The organism is Streptomyces sp. GL_148, assembly GCF_057834205.1.
In genome coordinates this window covers 6,258,094-6,275,003 of record NZ_CM174396.1, presented here as the reverse complement: position 1 = coordinate 6,275,003, position 16,910 = coordinate 6,258,094, and the positions used below count along the sequence as shown (strand labels likewise).

Below are 16,910 nucleotides of genomic sequence, written 5' to 3'. Positions count from 1 at the left end.
GGCGAGGGAATTCAGCTGCCCGGAAGTTCGAGATCGCTCTTGTTGAGCTCCTCGATGTTCACGTCCTTGAAGGTCAGCACCCGCACCTGCTTGACGAACCGAGCCGGTCTGTACATGTCCCAGACCCACGCGTCGGCCATCGAGACCTCGAAAAAGACCTCCCCCTGTACCGAGTGCACCTGCATCTCGTAGTCGTTGGTGAGGTAGAAACGGCGTTCGGTCTCGATCACATACTTGAACAGCCCGACGACGTCGCGGTACTCGCGATAGAGCTTCAGCTCCATCTCGGTCTCGTACTTCTCGAGGTCCTCGGCACTCATGGCATGTTCCCCTTCAGCCGTGCGTCCCCCTATTGTGCGCCAGGCCCGTGCGCCCCTAAACGATTTCCGGGGCCAGGTTCACGGGCGCACCCGGGGGACCATCGTCGAGCAGCGTGCGGAGCAGCTCTGCGAGTCTGGTCGGGTACACCGTCTCATGGGCCGCAAGAAGTTCCTCGGAGGTCCACCACCTGGTGCCCGAGACGCTGCGGCGCTCCAGCTCGGTGAGGCCTCCCAGTACGGTCGCGGTCTGGGTCGTCCGGGCCAGGAAGTACCACTCGTCCTGCTCCCAGCGGCGCCCGTCGAAGGGGAACGAGCAGTAGCGGTGCCACAGCACCGGCCCCAGTTCCACGTCGGTGATCCCGGTCTCCTCCGCGAGCTCGCGGAGCGCGGCCTGCTCCCGGGTCTCGGCCCCTTCCAGGCCGCCGCCCGGGGTGAACCACCAGTCGTCCGCCGGGTCTCCCGGCTCGAAGCCGTGCAGCAGCAGGATCCTGTCCTCGGGGTCCAGCAGGATCACCCGCGCCACCTTGCGCGGCGATCCCGACCCTCCCGGAACTCCCGCCCCTCCCTGCCCACCCGACCCGGAACCGGTCCCCGGCCCCGCCGTCGCGTCAGCGGACATCGGCCCGCTCCTGCCTCCGCCCGCGCCCGAGAACCCGTACGACCGGCCCGTACGCGGCTCCGAGCACCACCAGGGCGGCTCCGGCCACCACCGCGGCCACCTGGAGCAGCAGCGGCCCCGGCGTCGAGGTCCCGCCGGGCAGGGCCGCGTAGGCCCGGGGCCGCTCCAGCATCGACATGTCGGGCCACGCGAGGGCGTCGACGCGGCCGGTCACCGCCGAGCGGGCCACCGTCCCCTGTCCGGCCTCCTCGAGGTGTGCCCGGGAGTCCAGCGAGGCTCCGCGCCGGTCGCCGAGCAGGAAGAGGTTGCCCTCCGGCACCGTCACCTCGAACGGCGTCCGGGAGGCGGACCCGCCCGGAGCGCCCGCCACGTCGAGCTTCTCCTCTTCGATGTACGGCTCGTCCAGCTCCTTGCCGTTGACGGTGAGCCGGCCGCCGTCACCGCAGCACTTGACCGTGTCCCCGCCGACGCCGACGACCCGCTTGACCATCGGCGAATCGCTCCACTGCCCGTCCTTGAAGATCACCACGTCTCCGCGGCGCACGTCCCCCCCGGCGATGCGCTGTGCCAGCACCCGGTCTCCGGGCTTCACGGTGGGCACCATCGAGTCGGTCGGCACCGTGTACGGCTGGTACACGACGGCTCCCCACACGAACCCGCCCAGGAAGAGCACAAAGCCGATGGCCACGGCGACTCCCGACAGCATGCTGCCGAGAGCACCGCGGCCATCGCCGTCACCTGCTCGTATTGCTCGTGTTCCGCCCATTGCAAGCGCCCCCACACTCGGAGATCGTCGACCTGGGCGGCACCCTACCTGTCGGTACGCCCCGCGGTCAGCCTCCGCCTGCGCCACAGTACGACCGGCACCGCGCCGGCGAACCCGAGCGCGGCCGGGCCGAGCCCGACCGGCGCCAGCCCCTCGGCGCCCAGACCCAGCGCGGTGGCCTTGGTCTGCGTACCGATGCCCGGCTGGTCGAAGGTCTCCGGAACCGGCAGGGTGGACCAGCGGGTGACCGGCCAGGCCACCACCACGGCGCGTCCGACGACATCGCTGACGGGAACGAAGCCCTGGGTGGGGTCCTGCTGGTGGTAGCGGGAGTCCTGCGAGTTCTGCCGGTGGTCGCCCATCACCCAGATCTTGCCCTTGGGCACGGTGAGCGGACCGAAGGGGAAGTCGTCGCACGGGGTGTTGCCCGGGAAGATGTACGGCTCGTCGAGCTCCTTGCCGTTGACGACGACCGGTCCGCCCTTCTTGCACTCGACCGTGTCACCGCCGATGGCGATCGTCCGCTTGATCAGGTCCTTCTCCTCGGCGGACGGCATGAGGCCGATCCAGCTGAGGGCCTTCTGCGCGATGTTGGGTTCCGGAGTGACCTCGTTGCTCAGCCAGTTCGACGGGTCGTGGAAGACCACGACCTCACCGCGCTCGGGCTCCGATCCGAACCACGGCGTCAGCTTGTCCACGAGCACCCGGTCGCCGCGCTGCAGGGTGTTCTGCATCGAGTCGGAGGGGATCGAGAAGGCCTGCACCAGGAAGGTCTTGATCAGCAGGGCGAGCAGCAGGGCGATGCCGACCAGGAGCGGCAGCTCCTTCCAGAACGAACGGTGCGGGCGTGCCGCGGCGCCGTCCTGCGCGTCGTCGCCGTCGTTCTCGACGGCATCGGGTTTGGAGGAGTCATTCGGCTCCTCGCCGCCCTCGTCGCGTCCGGACCGTGCACCAACCGCCACGTCCCCCACATCCACTCCTCGTTCGGATAGCGACGCCCGGACCTGGTGAGGTACGGGCCCTCCCCTCCCCTAACGAGCGGGAGTTCCCGAAGGCGCGGGAGACCAAGGACACACTATGCGAACGAGGAGGCGCCCCGGCGCCTACGGGGCGCGCGGCGACCGCCGCGCGCCCGGTCGGGAACCATCCGGAAGGTGGCGGGCTGTTCCAGCCGGTGCCAGTGCCCGAACGGCCAGGCGATCACCACGGCCTCGCCGACCACGTCCTTCTCGTCGATCGTGCCGTGGAAGGCCTCGTCGAGGTGGTAGCGGGAGTCGGCGGAGTTCGCCCGGTGGTCGCCCATGACGAAGATCCGTCCGGCGGGCACCTGTACCTCGAAGCGGATCTCCGAGGGCACGTTGCCCGGGTTCACGTACGGCTCGTCGAGCGGCGATCCGTTGACGCTGACCCGGCCCCGGGCGTCGCAGCACTTCACGCTGTCCCCGCCCACGCCGATGACCCGCTTGATCAGGTCCTGTTCGTTCGCCGAGGGCAGCAGGCCGATGAAGGTGAGGGTCTGCTTGATCTGCTTGATCCCCACCGGGTCCTCGGTGGTCTGGACGTTGTCCGCGCCCAGCCAGCCTCCCGGGTCCTTGAACACGACCACGTCCCCGCGCTCGACCTCCGAGCCGAACCACGGGGTCAGCTTGTCCACCAGGACCCGGTCTCCGATCCGGATCGTCTGCTCCATGGAGCCCGACGGGATGAAGAAGGCCTGGACGAGGAAGGTCTTGAGGATCAGGGCGATGCACAGCGCGACCACCACGAGCAGGGGCAGCTCCCCCACCCGGCGGGTACGCCGTCTGCGCCGGACCCGGCGGGCGAGGCGACGCCGTTCGGCCCGGCCGCCCGGCTCCGGGGGCCCGTCCGCCGAGTCCGCCGCGTCCGGCCCCGGCTCCGGGTCGGCGGCGTCCCCGTCCTCGTATGCGTACGGGCCGCCCCGCGGTCGCCCGCGGCTACCCACGGCCGCCGCCCACGGAGCCCGCGTCACCCCAGCGCGACACCGGCCAGCCGATCCAGTCGGCCCGCCCGATCACCTTCTCCACCGGCACCATTCCCCCGCCCGGCTCCCCCAGGTGGTCCCGGGAGTCCCGGGACTGGGAACGATGATCACCCATGACCCACAGGGTCCCGAGGGGCACGACGACGCGGAACGGCACTCTTGACCCCGAGTCGCCGGGGAAGAGGTACGGCTCGTCCAGCGGCACCCCGTTGACCTTGATCCGGCCGTTCGCGTCGCACACCACGTCGTCGCCGCCGACGCCGACGACCCGCTTCACGAAATCGGAGTCCGCGGGCTCGGCCAGGCCCAGCGCCGAGGCCGCCCCGTGCAGGGCGTCGCCGATCGGATTGCCGTCCGGGGCCTCCCGTACGAAGGAGCCCGTGCCGTCGAAGACCACGACGTCCCCGCGCTCCGGCCGGCCGCCGAAACGGTACGCCAGCTTGTTGACCAGCACCCGGTCCCCGACGGCGAGCGTGGGCTCCATCGAGCGGCTCGGGATCAGGAAGGGCTGGACCACGAAATTGCTGAACAGCAGCAGGAAGACGGTGCAGGCCACGCCGAGCAGCCCGGCGCGCCGCCAGGTCAGCCAGCCGGCCGTTGCGGAGCCGGGACCGGGGTCTGCGCCGGCGTCGGAACCACGAGCGGGATCCGGGTCGGAACCGGAACCGGGGCCCGACGCGGGCCCCGCTCCGGAAAACACGAAACGCGACCTCCCCTCCCCCTCGTCGGGGGAAGAGTGGCCGCGCTGCGTGTGAGGTGCTTCGGTGTCCATCGGAGGCGAGCCTATCCGGCCTTCCCCTGAACTCCGGGAGCAGATCAGCGGTCGCGCTTCTCCTTGATCTTCGCGGCCTTGCCGCGGAGCTCACGGAGGAAGTACAGCTTGGCGCGACGCACGTCACCGCGGGTGACGAGCTCGATCTTCTCGAAGATCGGGGAGTGGACCGGGAAGGTACGCTCCACGCCGACGCTGAAGGAGACCTTGCGGACCGTGAAGGTCTCGGAGACGCCGGCGCCCTGGCGGCGGATGACGACACCCTTGAACTGCTGGATACGCGAGCGGTTGCCCTCGATCACGCGGACGTGAACGTTGACGGTGTCACCCGGGCGGAAGGCCGGGAGGTCCGAGCGCAGGGTGGCGGCGTTGACGCCATCGAGCAGGTGAGACATGTGATTCGTCTGCTTTCTTCGCATGACGCCACAGGTCGCCGATGCGGGGTTTCCGGAGAGAATTCGGGAGCTGCGGGACTCGGCGGACGACGGTCCCCCTGTGGCAGGGGCGTACGCGAGCACACAGCAGCCGCCTATTCTTCCACGGTCTGGGGCCTGCGCCAAAATCGGCCGTCGGGAGACGGCTTCCAGCCGAGGATGCTCAGCAGCTCGCGGTCCTTCTTGTCGAAGGCGGAGGCCTCGCAGCGCTCGATCAGGTCCGGACGGTTGGCCGCCGTGCGGCGGAAGGCCTCGTCGCGGCGCCACCGGGCGATCTTGCCGTGGTGGCCGCTGACCAGCACGTCCGGGATTCCGTGGCCGCGCCACTCGGGAGGCTTGGTGTAGACGGGCCCCTCCAGCAGGTTGGCCATGTCCCCGGGCGCGAAGGAGTCGTCGCGGTGCGATTCGGCGTTGCCGAGCACCCCGGGCAGCAGCCGGGCCACGGCCTCGGTGACGACCAGGACGGCCGCCTCGCCGCCGGCCAGGACATAGTCGCCGATGGACACCTCGTAGACCGGGAGGCGCGTGGCGTACTCGTCCATGACCCGGCGGTCGATGCCCTCGTACCGGGCCGGGGTGAAGATCAGCCAGGGGCGTTCGGAGAGCTCGACGGCCAGTTCCTGGGTGAAGGGCCGGCCGCTGGGGGTGGGCACGACGATGACGGGTCCGTGCGCGCCCGCCTCGTAGCCGTCGGCCAGCGCCGCGTCCAGGGCCTCGCCCCAGGGCTCGGTCTTCATGACCATGCCGGGACCGCCGCCGTACGGGGTGTCGTCCACCGTGTTGTGCCGGTCGTACGTCCAGTCCCGCAGGTCGTGGACGTGTACGTCGAGCTGGCCGCGCGCCCGCGCCTTCCCGACCAGGGAGACGTTGAGCGGTTCCAGGTACTCGGGGAAGATCGTGACGACGTCGAGACGCATCAGGCGTCTTCCCCGTCCTCGTCCCGGGTGGAGACGACGATCGCCTCGCGCTCGTCGATGAGACCGGGCGGCGGGGTGATGACGCAGCGCTGCTCTTCGAGGTCGATCTCGGCGACGATCTCCTCGACGAAGGGGATCATCACCTCGGTGCCGTCCGGCCGCTCGACGATGAACAGGTCCTGCGAGGGCAGGTGGGAGATCTCGGTGATCCGGCCGATCGCGGTGCCGTCCTCGAGGACCACGTCGAGGTCCATCAGCTGGTGGTCGTAGTACTCGTCGTCCTCGTCCGGCAGCTCCGCCGGGTCCACGTCGGCGATGAGCAGGATGTTGCGCAGCGCCTCGGCGCCGGTGCGGTCCTTGACCCCGGCGAAGCGCAGCATCAGCCTGCCGCTGTGCACCCGGCCGGTCTCGACCGTCAGCGGTCCCGCCGACGCCGGGTCGGTCCGGAGCACGGCGCCGGGTCCGAGCCGCAGCTCGGGCTCGTCGGTCCGCACCTCGACGGTGACCTCACCCTTGATCCCGTGGGCGCGGCCGATCCGCGCGACTACCAACTCCACTGATTTTCTCCTGTTCAGACGACGACGGGCCGGGGCGGGCACGTATGCCCTCCCCGGCCCGTGCCGGTGATTCACGCTTCTAGCAAACCGGGTCTCAGCGGACCTGGTCCACGTCGACGAGGTCGACGCGGATCCCCCGGCCGCCGATGGCGCCCACGACGGTACGCAGAGCACGTGCGGTGCGGCCGTTGCGGCCGATCACCTTGCCGAGGTCGTCGGGGTGGACCCGGACCTCCAGCACCTGCCCGCGGCGCAGGTTGCGCGAGGCGACCTGCACTTCGTCGGGGTTGTCCACGATGCCCTTCACGAGGTGCTCAAGAGCCTCCTCGAGCATGCTCAGGCCTCGGTCGACTCGGCGGTCTCGGCCTCAGCCTCGTCCGCCTTCTTGTCGGCCTTCTTCGCCTTCTGGGTAATGGCTTCGCCCTTGCCCTCGCCGATGCCCTCGAGGGCCTTGGCGAACTCGTCGAAGGAGCGACGCTTGTTCTCCTTCGTCGCCGGCTGCAGCAGCGGCGCGGGGGCCGGGAGGCCCTTGTGTGCCTGCCAGTCACCGGTGAGCTTCAGGATGGCGAGCACAGCCTCGGTGGGCTGGGCGCCAACGGACAGCCAGTACTGCGCACGCTCGGCGTTGACCTCGATGCGCGACGGATTGTACGTCGGGTGGTAGATACCGATCTCTTCGATCGCGCGACCGTCCCGACGGGTACGGGCGTCGGCGACGACGATGCGGTAGTGCGGCTGGCGAATCTTGCCGAGGCGCTTGAGCTTGATCTTGACTGCCACTGGAGTGGTGTCTCCTGAACTTGACGTGGTTGGGCACATGAGATGCCACGTGGGGTTGCGGTACTCGGGTGCCCGATGGACGCGTCAGCCGGAGGAGAGAGGGGTCCTATGCGACTGTCGAGTACAGCTGTCCATTGTGCCACACGCCCGCGGCGCGCTCGGCCGGGAGGTCGCGTCCGCATGGACTGGGGCCACCCGCCGGGTCAGGAGGCCACCGCGATGGCCACTTCCGGGATGCGGAAGGGCTTCATGCAGCCTCCGCACACGATCGGGGCCTGAGCCAGCACGGACGGGACCACGCGCACGTTGCGCCCGCAGTCGCAGACCGCCTTGACGCGTACGCCGCCGCCGGAGGACCCGTGCCGGGCGGCCGGACCGCGGAAGCTGCGCTTGGTGTCGGCGGCCGTGGCGACCGTGTGGGCCTTCAGCGCGCGCTGGAGGCGCTCCATGGTGGGGCGGTAGCGCTTCTTCGCCTCGGGATTGAGCGAGACCAGGGAGAAGCCGCTGCTCGCGTGTGGCTCCTCGGTGTGGTCCAGCCCCATCTCCTCGGCGATCGCGAGGAACCTGCGGTTGTGGTAGCGGCCGGCGCGCGAAGTGTCACGCACTCCGCGGGCTGCGGCGATGCCGTGGACTGCCTCGTGCAGCAGTCGCTCGAAGGAGAGTTCGGCGCCGCAGGCGGACGAGGACTCTCCGATCAGGGACTCGGGCGCGGCAAGGTCAGGCAGCTCGGGGTGGTACCGCTGAATATCGGCCCACGCCTGCGCCAGCTCTGCGGCGAGAACAGGGGGTGTCGTGCTCACGTCGTGACAACGAGCCGGGGTGCCCCGGTGTTCCGATTCCGGGCCATTCCAAATTTTTTGCACGTACCAGTCAGTTCAGTCTCATGCGCCCCGACGAGGACGGGTGCGCATATCTCAGGATGAGTCGGTACGTAATGAGGCCCACCAACAGGCGACGACGACACAGCCCCGGCGCGCGGCGGGTGCCGCACGCCGGGGCGTGAGAGCCGTCAGGCGGACCGGCTAGTACGAGCGCGCGACGATCGCGATGTTGCCGGGGGCGTCGTCCGCCTGCGGCACCGACCCGTCCTCGGCGATCAGGCAGCGTACGGAGACGGCCTGCTCGGCGAGCTTCGCCTCGCCCTCGGGGCCGAGGTCGGCCCACGGGATCCGCGCCCAGCCACCGGCGATGGCGGCCTCGGCGGCCTCCTCGATGGTCGAGACGTCGGACGTGCGGGAGATGCGGCGCTCGCGGGACTCGCGCAGCAGCTGCTCCTGGTCCTCCTCCAGCACCTTGGGCAGCAGGGCGGCGAGGTCGGAGATCTGCACGGCCTCCTTGCCGCCCGGGATCCGGCGGGCCAGCATCGCGGTGCCGGCCTCCAGGTCGCGGGGGCCGATCTCGACGCGGACCGGTACGCCCTTGAGTTCCCAGTCCACGGCGCGGCGGCCGAAGGGGGTGTCGACGCGGTCGTCGACGAACACCCGCAGGCCCGCGGCCTTGAGCTGGGCGCCCAGCTCGCGGACCTTCGCCACGGCCTCGTCGCCCTTGATCGCCATGACGACGACCTGGACGTGCGCCAGGCGCGGCGGGACCCGCAGGCCGTTGTCGTCGCCGTGCGACATGATCAGGCCGCCGACCATGCGGGTGGAGACGCCCCACGAGGTCTGCCAGACGAGCTCCTGCTTGCCTTCCTTCGACAGGTACTGCGTGTTGAAGGCCTTGGCGAAGTTGGTGCCGAGCTCGTGGCTGGTGCCGAGCTGCAGGGCCTTGCCGTCGCCCATCATGCCCTCGAGGGTGAGGGTGTTGATGGCGCCGGCGAAGCGCTCCTTGGCGGTCTTGCGGCCGAGCACGACGTCGATGCCGAGCACGTTGGTCATGAAGTCGCCGTACACGTCCGTGTGGATGCGGGCGGCGTAGTCGCGGGCGTCCTCGTACGTGACGTGGGCCGTGTGGCCCTCCTGCCAGAGGAACTCGCTCGTACGGAGGAACACGCGCGGGCGCATCTCCCAGCGGACCACGTTCGCCCACTGGTTGATCAGCAGGGGCAGGTCGCGGTAGCTCTGGACCCACTTGGAGAAGTACTCGTTGATGATCGTCTCGGAGGTGGGCCGGACGACGACCGGCTCGTCGAGCTCCTTGCCGCCGCCGTGCGTGACGATCGCGAGCTCGGGGGCGAAGCCCTCGACGTGCTCCGCCTCCCGCGTCAGGTACGACTGCGGGATGAACAGCGGGAAGTACGCGTTCTGGGCGCCCGCGTCCTTGATGCGCGCGTCCATCTCCTGCTGCATCCGCTCCCACAGGCCGTAGCCGTACGGCCGGATGACCATCGTGCCGCGGACCGGACCGTTGTCGGCCAGTTCGGCCTTGTTGATCAGATCCTGGTACCAGCGGGGAAAATCCTCCGCCTGGGGGGTGAGAACGGGTGCCTTTGCCATGGCGTGAATGGTACGGCGCCCGGGGCGGCGAACGTGAATCGGGTGCGAATCGGGTGGCGCGCTCCTCTGGACGCGGGGGCGAATCGGGAGTTCCCTGGCAACGGGGGCATGGGGGCGACACGGAATCAGGAGCGCTCTTTCGATGACACCGACGCCGACGGCGACGCTGGTCGCGCGGGACTGGGCGGAGATCCAGGAACGGATGCTGGTACCGCTGTACGAGGCGGTCTACGACCGGCTGGAGGTCGGGCCGGGCGACCGGCTGCTGGGCCTCGGCTGCGGGGCCGGACTGGCCCTTCTGCTGGCCTCGGGCCGGGGAGCCCTGGCCACGGGTGTGGAGACGGATCCGGCACGCCGGACACTGGCCCGGGAGCGCCTCCTGGAGGTCCTCGCGGCCCCGCCCGCGCCCGCGGTGCCCTACGACGTCCTGCTGGCCTTCTCGCCCACCCCGGGCGCCCTGGCCGCGGCCCTGCCGGCGCTGCGCAGGCCCGGCGGCGCGGTGGTGCTGGCCGACTGGGGTCCGGCGGAGCGGTGCACGGTGCCCTCCGTCCTGGGCGGCGGGCCGGCGGCGCGGGACCTGGACGCGATGGCGGCCGCGGCCGGGCTGGTGCCGGACGGTTCGGGGCGGGTGTTCTGCCCGTTCGGGTACGCCGACGTGGACAGCGCGGTGCGCGGGCTGCTGTCGACCGGGCTGTACGAGCACTCCGACCCGGTGCAGGTGGAGAAGGAACTGGCGGAGGCGCTTCACCCGTACGAGCGGGGTGACGGGGCCGTCTGGCTGCCGAACATCTTCCGGTACGTCATCGCCCGTACGGCGTAACCGCCACACCGTAAGCAAAGTGACCGCCGCCGTGCGGGGCCGCCCACCGGCCCCGCACGGCGCTCACTTGTGGAGCCGTGCGATGCCCGCGGCGGCGTAGGCGGCCGCTTCGTCCAGGGTTTCGTTGGCCATCAGGGCCTCCGCGAGGGCGTCCAGCTTGTCGCGGTTCTCGCGCAGGAGGCTGCAGGCCTTCTCGTAGCACTCGTCGACGATCCGGCGCATCTCGTGGTCCACCGCGTCGAGGGTGGCGGGGGCCGCGGAGAGGCCGTAGGGGCTCTGTCCGTCCGAGGGGATCGCGGTGAGGCGGCCGATGCGTTCGCTCATGCCCCAGCGGCCGACCATGCCCCGGACGATGTTGGTGACCTGTTCGAGGTCGTTCTCCGCGCCGGTGGTGATGACGTCGTAGACGAGGTGCTCGGCCGCCATGCCCCCGAGTGCCCCGATGATGCGGCCGCGCAGGTACTCCTCCGTGTACGCGTACCGGTCCGCGTCCGGGGTGGAGAGGGTGACGCCGAGCGCCCGGCCGCGCGGGACGATGGTGATCTTGCGGACCGGGTCGGCGCCGGGCTGGAGCATGCCCAGCAGGGCGTGCCCGCCCTCGTGGTACGCGGTGCGGCGGCGGTCCTCGTCCGACATGACCAGCGGCCGTTCCGCGCCGAGCTGGACCTTTTCCAGCGCGTCGGAGAGGTCCGACTGGGTGACCTCCTGCTGCTGGCGCTTCACGGCGAGCAGGGCCGCCTCGTTGGCGAGGTTGGCCAACTCGGCTCCGGTCATGCCCGGCGTCGTACGGGCCACTTGTGCGAGGTCGACGCCGTCGGCGAGCGGGATGTCCCTGGTGTGGATGCGGAGGATGGCTTCCCGGCCGCTCTTGTCGGGCGGGGAGACGACGACGGTGCGGTCGAAGCGGCCCGGCCGGGTCAGCGCCGGGTCCAGGACGTCGGCCCGGTTGGTCGCGGCGAGGACGACCACGCCTTCGGAACCGGAGAAGCCGTCCATCTCGGTGAGGATCTGGTTCAGGGTCTGCTCGCGCTCGTCGTGGCCGCCCATGGCCGCGCCGCCGCCGCGCACCCGCCCGATGGTGTCGATCTCGTCGATGAAGACGATGGCGGGGGCCACTTTCCGGGCCTCGGAGAAGAGTTCGCGTACCCGGGACGCGCCGACGCCGACGATCATCTCGATGAACTCGGAGGCGGAGGCGGAGAAGAACGGCACCCCGGCCTCGCCCGCGAGGGCGCGCGCGAGCAGGGTCTTGCCGGTGCCGGGCGGCCCGGCGAGCAGGACGCCTCCGGGCATGCGGGCGCCCATCTTGCGGTACTCGTCCGGGTTCTTGAGGAAGTCCACGACGTCGTTGAGCTCGCCCTCGACCTCGTCGATGCCGGCCACGTCCTCGAAGGTCGTGCGCTTGGCGCCCTCCAGCTCGACCGGCTTGGGCGGCGTCTTGCGCCCGAGCCCGCCCATGCCGCCGCCCATCGCCGATCCCATCCGGCGGGCGATGACCACCCACAGGAGGACCAGCAGGAGCATCGGGGCCAGGGAGATCAGCAAGTTGGCCAGGAAGCTGCGCTGCACGACGACCGGGGAGGCGGTGACGACGACGTTCTGCTTGGTGAGGTTGGCCCACAGGTCGTCGTCGGCGAAGGCGGGCCGCTGGGAGACGAACTTCTTGTAGTCGCCCTTGTCCCCGTCCGGCTTGGGCTGTTCGGTCTTCAGCTCGCCCTGGATGGCGTCGCCCTTGGCGTAGATCTTCGAGACGTTGCCGTTCGCGACCTGCTTGCTGAACTCGGTGTACGAGATGGTCGGCTCGTCGCCCTCGTTGAAGTAGGACAGCACCAGGTTGGTGATCAGGTAGACGATCAGGGCGACGAGGATCAGGCCGCGCCAGCCGCCGGGCATCCGCTTCTTCGGCGGCGGGGCGGGGGGTGCGCCTTCTGAGCGCCAGGGCGTATCGGCCCGGTCGCGGGGCGGTACGGGGGTGGGGCTGGGCACGTGGCCTCCTTCTGCCGTCCTCCCGGCCGACCATAAGCGACAAACCGGACTGTCGCCCCTGGCGGCGGGCCACACGGCGAAGCCCCGGCCGGAGTGGTCCGGCCGGGGCTCGCGTGGCTCCGTACTGCTACTTCACGAACTGGTACTTCACGAACTGCTACTTCATGAACTTCTTGAACTCGTCCGGCAGGTCGAAGTCCTGGCCGGGCTGGGCACCCCCGGTGGGAAGGCCGAACGGGTTGCCGCCGGCTGCGGGCTCGATCGCCTCCGGACCGGCCTCGCGGCGCGCGGCGGCCGCGGCCTCTTCTTCCTTGCGCTTCATCGGGTTGCCGCTCTTGCGCTTGCCCTTGGCCTGCTTGACCTGCTTCTTCTGCCGGCCGGGGCCGCCGCCCATCCCGGGGATGCCGGGCATGCCCGGCATGCCGCCGCCCTGGGCCATGCGGGACATCATCTTGCGGGCCTCGAAGAACCGCTCGACCAGCGACTTGACGGCGCTGACCTCGGTGCCGGAGCCCTTGGCGATGCGGGCGCGGCGCGAGCCGTTGATGAGGTGCGGGTCCTGGCGCTCGGCCGGGGTCATCGACTTGATGATCGCGGCGGTGCGGTCCACGTCGCGCTCGTCGATGTTGTTGATCTGGTCCTTGATCTGCCCCATGCCCGGGAGCATGCCGAGGAGCTTGGAGATGGAGCCCATCTTGCGGACCTGCTCCATCTGGGACAGGAAGTCGTCGAGCGTGAACTCCTTGGGGCCCTTCTGCAGCTTGGCCGCCATCTTCTCGGCTTCGGCCTGGCTGAAGGTCTTCTCGGCCTGCTCGATCAGGGTGAGCATGTCACCCATGTCGAGGATCCGGCCCGCCATGCGGTCCGGGTGGAAGGCGTCGAACTCGTCGAGCTTCTCGCCGTTCGAGGCGAAGATGATCTGCTTGCCGGTGACGTGGGCGATGGAGAGCGCCGCACCGCCGCGGGCGTCGCCGTCGAGCTTGGAGAGCACGACGCCGTCGAAGCCGACGCCGTCGCGGAAGGCCTCGGCGGTGTTGACCGCGTCCTGGCCGATCATCGCGTCGACGACGAAGAGGATCTCGTCCGGGCTGACGGCGTCGCGGATGTCCGCGGCCTGCTGCATCAGCTCCTGGTCGATGCCGAGGCGGCCGGCGGTGTCGACGATGACCACGTCGTACTGCTTGGTGCGCGCGTACTCGATGGAGTCCTTGGCGACCTGGACCGGGTCGCCGACGCCGTTGCCCGGCGCGGGGGCGTAGACGGCCACGCCGGCCCGCTCGGCCACGACCGAGAGCTGGTTGACGGCGTTGGGGCGCTGGAGGTCGCAGGCGACGAGGATCGGGGTGTGACCCTGCCCCTTCAGCCAAAGGCCGAGCTTTCCGGCGAGGGTGGTCTTACCGGCACCCTGGAGGCCCGCGAGCATGATCACGGTGGGCGCGGTCTTGGCGAAGCGCAGCCGCCGGGTCTCGCCGCCGAGGATCGAGACCAGCTCGTCGTTGACGATCTTGAGGACCTGCTGGCCCGGGTTCAGGGCCTTGGAGACCTCTTCGCCGCGGGCGCGCTCCTTGACGTTCGCGATGAAGGAGCGGACGACGGGGAGGGCGACGTCGGCCTCGAGGAGGGCGATACGGATTTCCCGCGCCGCAGCGTCGATGTCCTGCTCGGAGAGGCGGCCTTTGCCCCGGAGGGACTTGAAGGTCGCGCTGAGGCGGTCGGAAAGCGTATCGAACACGGTGGTCGCGATTCCTCGGGTCAGGGGGCGTGTGGTCGTCCCCAGGGTATCGGGCCGCGCCACCCCCCTGGCCCTGCGGGCTGCATTCCCCTACCCGCCCTTCCCCCGTTCCCCGGGGCTCCGTCCCGGACCCCGCGCCTCAAACGCCGGCGGGGCTGGATTTTCCCCGGCGGGGGGCTGGATGGCGCGGAGCGCCATTTCAGCCCGTCCGGCGTTTGAGGACCGGGTCCGGGCGGAGCCCGGGGAACGGGGGAAGGGCGGGTCGGGGACGGCCCCGCGCAGCGGCCGCCCCTTGCTAGGCCAGCGCCGCCTGAACCGCCCCCGCCAGGGCTGCCGCCGCCGGGCCGGCGAGGGGTTTGCCGTCGGCGTCGACCACGTACACCGTGTCCACGGCATTCGCGCCGAGCGTGGACACGTGCGCGCTGCGGACCCTGACCCCGGAGGACTCCAGCGCGCGCCCGATCCGGTGCAGCAGCCCCACCGCGTCGGGGGCGCGCACCTCCAGGACCGTGGCCAGCGAGGAGACCTCCGGCACCACCGTGACCCGGGGCGGCGGCGGGACCACCCCGCGCCGGCGCGGGTACGCCGCTTCGCGGTCCGCCAGCTTCGCCGGGACGTCCAGCGAGCCGTCCAGGGCCCGCACCAGATCGGTGCGCAGCCGCGCGGCCTGCGGCAGGGAGCCGTACTCCGCCGCCACCCGCCAGCGCAGGACCAGTACCTCGCCCAGCTGGTCCGGGAGCTCCATCGAGCGCAGGTCGGCCGCCCGCACGGTGAGCCGGTGCAGGGCCAGTACGCCGGCCACCGCGGGCAGTACTCCCGGCTGGTCGGGGACGGCCACGACCAGTTCCACGCCGACCGCGTCCTCCTCCTGCCGGGCGTGCAGGGCCAGCACCGGCTCTCCGGTGCGCAGCGCCTCCACCGCCAGGCGCTCCTGCTCCGTGGTCGGGATCTCCAGCTCCGTCACGGCCGGGGGTGCGCCGCGCAGCACGGCGGCGACCCGGGCGACCAGGTCGGCCACGAGCGAGCCGCGCCACGCGCTCCACGCCGCCGGGCCGGTGGCCAGCGCGTCGGCCTCCGTCAGCGCGTGCAGGATCTCCAGCGTGCCGGGCGAACCGACCGCCTCGGCGACCGCCTTGACCGTCGCCGGGTCGTCCAGGTCCCGCCGCGTGGCGGTGTCGATCAGCAGCAGGTGGTGGCGTACGAGCACGCCCAGCACGGCGACGTCCTCCGCGTCGAAGCCCACCCTCAGCGCCATGTCGCGCGCGATGGTCTCGCCGGCCACCGAGTGGTCGCCGGGCCAGCCCTTGCCGATGTCGTGCAGCAGCGCGGCCATCAGGAGGAGGTCGGGGCGGCCCACCCGGCGGGTCAGCTCCGAGGCCCGGACGGCCGTCTCCACGAGGTGCCGGTCCACCGTCCAGGTGTGCACCGGGTTGCGCTGCGGCCGGCACCGCACCCGCTCCCAGTCGGGCAGCAGCTTCGTGATGATCCCCTCGGCCTCCAGCGCCTCCCACACGGCCACCGTCGGCTCCCCCGCGCCCAGCAGGGTCAGCAGCTGCTCCCGGGCCTCGGCCGGCCAGGGCACCGGCAGCGGCTTCGCCTGCGCCGCGAGCCTGCGTACGGCGTGCAGCGAGACGGGCAGTCCGGCCTGGGCGGCGGCCGCGCCGAAGCGCAGGGGCAGCACCGGGTCCCGGTCGGGCCGCGCGGCCAGGGCCAGTACGGCCTCGCCGTCGGACTCGACGACGCCTTCGGCGAGCGGCGCCCGCTCCGGTACGGAGCTGCGGGTGCCGAGCAGCCCGCGGAGCCGGGGCCGGGCGGACCGCGCCCGGAGCACGCGCCCGACCTCGCGCCAGGTCACGTCACCGGCGTACGAGACCACCCGCGCGGCCTCGTACACCTCCCTGAGCAGGGCGTCGGCGTCGAGCAGACCGAGCTGCGCCGCGACCGGGGTCTGTTCCTGGAGGGAGAGCCGCTCGGTGGCGCGGCCGGTCACCAGGTGCAGCGCGTCCCGGGCGTCGAGCAGCCGGCGCCGGGCTTCGGCGAGGCCCTCGCGCGGGGCGTCGGCCAGCCAGGACGCGGCGACGGCCCGCAGCGCGGTGACGTCGCGCAGTCCCCCGCGGGCCTCCTTGAGGTCGGGTTCCAGCAGGAAGCGGAGCTCCCCGGCACGCTCGGCACGCTCGCGGCACAGGGAGTGCAGCTGCGGCAGCCGCTTGGCGGCGTGGTTGCGCCAGTCCGCCAGGACGGAGGTGCGCAGTCCCGCGAGGAGCCCGGCGTCGCCGGCGACGGGCCGGGCGTCGAGCAGTCCGAGGTGCACCTTGAGGTCTTCGGCGGCTGTTTTGCGGGCTTCGCCGGGTGTGCGCACCGAGTGGTCGAGGGCGACGCCGAGGTCCCAGACGGGGTACCAGAGCCGGTCGGCCAGGGTGGCCAGCGCCCGCGGTTCGGCTTTGCCGTCGTGGAGCAGGACCAGGTCGAGGTCGCTGCGCGGGGAGAGTTCGGCGCGGCCGTAGCCGCCGACGGCCACGAGCGCGGCGCCCCGCACGCCCGTCTCCCGTACGGCGGTGGCGAACAGCGCCTTCAGCCAGTCGTCGGTCAGGGCCGCCAGGGCGGAACGCCGGGAAGGCCCGGACCGCGACTCCTCCTGGAGGAGTCGCAGCCGGGCCGCGGCGTACCCGCTGGGTCCCTGGCCGGCGGTGTTGCCGTCCGTGGTCTCTTCGACACTCGTCACCCAGGGGTTCCCATCGTTAAGGACCTGTCCGGTCAGTCGGGCCGGGTC

At 71.3% G+C, this 16,910-nt stretch carries 17 protein-coding genes; 1 reads left to right on the top strand and 16 read right to left on the bottom strand.

Annotated features, from left to right (window positions below; translation table 11 throughout):
* Positions 1-11: 11 nt before the first annotated feature.
* The 13 genes from AC3IYI_RS28850 to proS all read right to left on the bottom strand — a co-directional run bounded on the left by AC3IYI_RS28850 (position 12) and on the right by proS (position 9,602).
* Positions 12-320: a DUF2469 domain-containing protein gene (locus AC3IYI_RS28850; protein WP_005311352.1), complete on the bottom strand. Its 309-nt coding sequence runs from the start codon at positions 318-320 to the stop codon at positions 12-14.
* A 55-nt stretch (positions 321-375) separates the two neighbouring features.
* The gene (locus tag AC3IYI_RS28845) at positions 376-939 is read right to left on the bottom strand and encodes an NUDIX hydrolase (RefSeq protein ID WP_489406433.1); all 564 of its coding nucleotides are present in this window, start codon (positions 937-939) and stop codon (positions 376-378) included.
* A complete protein-coding gene (gene lepB, locus AC3IYI_RS28840; RefSeq protein ID WP_489406432.1) occupies positions 929-1,705 on the bottom strand; it encodes a signal peptidase I in 777 nt (258 codons plus the stop codon). The genes AC3IYI_RS28845 and lepB (AC3IYI_RS28840) overlap by 11 nt, the downstream gene beginning before the upstream one ends.
* Before the next feature lie 44 nt (positions 1,706-1,749).
* Positions 1,750-2,667: a signal peptidase I gene (lepB, locus tag AC3IYI_RS28835; protein WP_489406431.1), complete on the bottom strand. Its 918-nt coding sequence runs from the start codon at positions 2,665-2,667 to the stop codon at positions 1,750-1,752.
* Between the two features lie 113 nt (positions 2,668-2,780).
* Positions 2,781-3,668, bottom strand: a complete 888-nt coding sequence (lepB, locus tag AC3IYI_RS28830; protein WP_489406430.1) for a signal peptidase I — start codon at positions 3,666-3,668, stop codon at positions 2,781-2,783.
* A complete protein-coding gene (gene lepB, locus AC3IYI_RS28825; RefSeq protein WP_489406429.1) occupies positions 3,661-4,479 on the bottom strand; it encodes a signal peptidase I in 819 nt (272 codons plus the stop codon). Before lepB (AC3IYI_RS28825) ends, lepB (AC3IYI_RS28830) begins: the two co-directional genes overlap by 8 nt.
* A 44-nt stretch (positions 4,480-4,523) precedes the next feature.
* Complete coding sequence (gene rplS, locus AC3IYI_RS28820) at positions 4,524-4,874, bottom strand: 50S ribosomal protein L19 (RefSeq protein ID WP_112450506.1); 351 nt, start codon at positions 4,872-4,874, stop codon at positions 4,524-4,526.
* 134 nt (positions 4,875-5,008) lie between these two features.
* The gene (gene trmD / locus AC3IYI_RS28815) at positions 5,009-5,830 is read right to left on the bottom strand and encodes a tRNA (guanosine(37)-N1)-methyltransferase TrmD (protein WP_250743888.1); all 822 of its coding nucleotides are present in this window, start codon (positions 5,828-5,830) and stop codon (positions 5,009-5,011) included.
* Positions 5,830-6,387, bottom strand: coding sequence for a ribosome maturation factor RimM (rimM, locus tag AC3IYI_RS28810; RefSeq protein ID WP_489406428.1), 558 nt, complete (start codon positions 6,385-6,387; stop codon positions 5,830-5,832). Before rimM ends, trmD begins: the two co-directional genes overlap by 1 nt.
* 94 nt (positions 6,388-6,481) lie before the next feature.
* Positions 6,482-6,721 carry an RNA-binding protein gene (locus AC3IYI_RS28805; RefSeq protein WP_030011889.1) on the bottom strand — a complete coding sequence of 80 codons (240 nt, stop codon included), beginning with the start codon at positions 6,719-6,721 and terminating at the stop codon, positions 6,482-6,484.
* Between the two features lie 2 nt (positions 6,722-6,723).
* Positions 6,724-7,167: a 30S ribosomal protein S16 gene (gene rpsP, locus AC3IYI_RS28800; RefSeq protein ID WP_243337676.1), complete on the bottom strand. Its 444-nt coding sequence runs from the start codon at positions 7,165-7,167 to the stop codon at positions 6,724-6,726.
* Between the two features lie 203 nt (positions 7,168-7,370).
* Positions 7,371-7,967 (bottom strand): hypothetical protein, encoded by a 597-nt coding sequence (locus AC3IYI_RS28795; protein WP_327255153.1) that lies wholly within the window; start codon positions 7,965-7,967, stop codon positions 7,371-7,373.
* Positions 7,968-8,189: 222 nt separating this feature from the next.
* Complete coding sequence (proS, locus tag AC3IYI_RS28790; protein ID WP_327255152.1) at positions 8,190-9,602, bottom strand: proline--tRNA ligase; 1,413 nt, start codon at positions 9,600-9,602, stop codon at positions 8,190-8,192.
* A gap of 142 nt (positions 9,603-9,744) precedes the next feature.
* Between proS and AC3IYI_RS28785 the strand changes: the two genes are divergently transcribed.
* A complete protein-coding gene (locus tag AC3IYI_RS28785; protein WP_489406427.1) occupies positions 9,745-10,422 on the top strand; it encodes a methyltransferase type 11 in 678 nt (225 codons plus the stop codon).
* A 63-nt stretch (positions 10,423-10,485) separates the two neighbouring features.
* On the opposite strand, the gene ftsH is transcribed toward AC3IYI_RS28785, so the two are convergent.
* From ftsH to AC3IYI_RS28770, 3 genes are all read right to left on the bottom strand, one after another.
* Positions 10,486-12,315 carry an ATP-dependent zinc metalloprotease FtsH gene (ftsH, locus tag AC3IYI_RS28780; RefSeq protein ID WP_489411711.1) on the bottom strand — a complete coding sequence of 610 codons (1,830 nt, stop codon included), beginning with the start codon at positions 12,313-12,315 and terminating at the stop codon, positions 10,486-10,488.
* Positions 12,316-12,565: 250 nt separating this feature from the next.
* The gene (gene ffh / locus AC3IYI_RS28775; RefSeq protein ID WP_489406426.1) at positions 12,566-14,140 is read right to left on the bottom strand and encodes a signal recognition particle protein; all 1,575 of its coding nucleotides are present in this window, start codon (positions 14,138-14,140) and stop codon (positions 12,566-12,568) included.
* Between the two features lie 295 nt (positions 14,141-14,435).
* Positions 14,436-16,862 carry a [protein-PII] uridylyltransferase gene (locus AC3IYI_RS28770; RefSeq protein WP_489406425.1) on the bottom strand — a complete coding sequence of 809 codons (2,427 nt, stop codon included), beginning with the start codon at positions 16,860-16,862 and terminating at the stop codon, positions 14,436-14,438.
* Positions 16,863-16,910 lie beyond the last annotated feature (48 nt).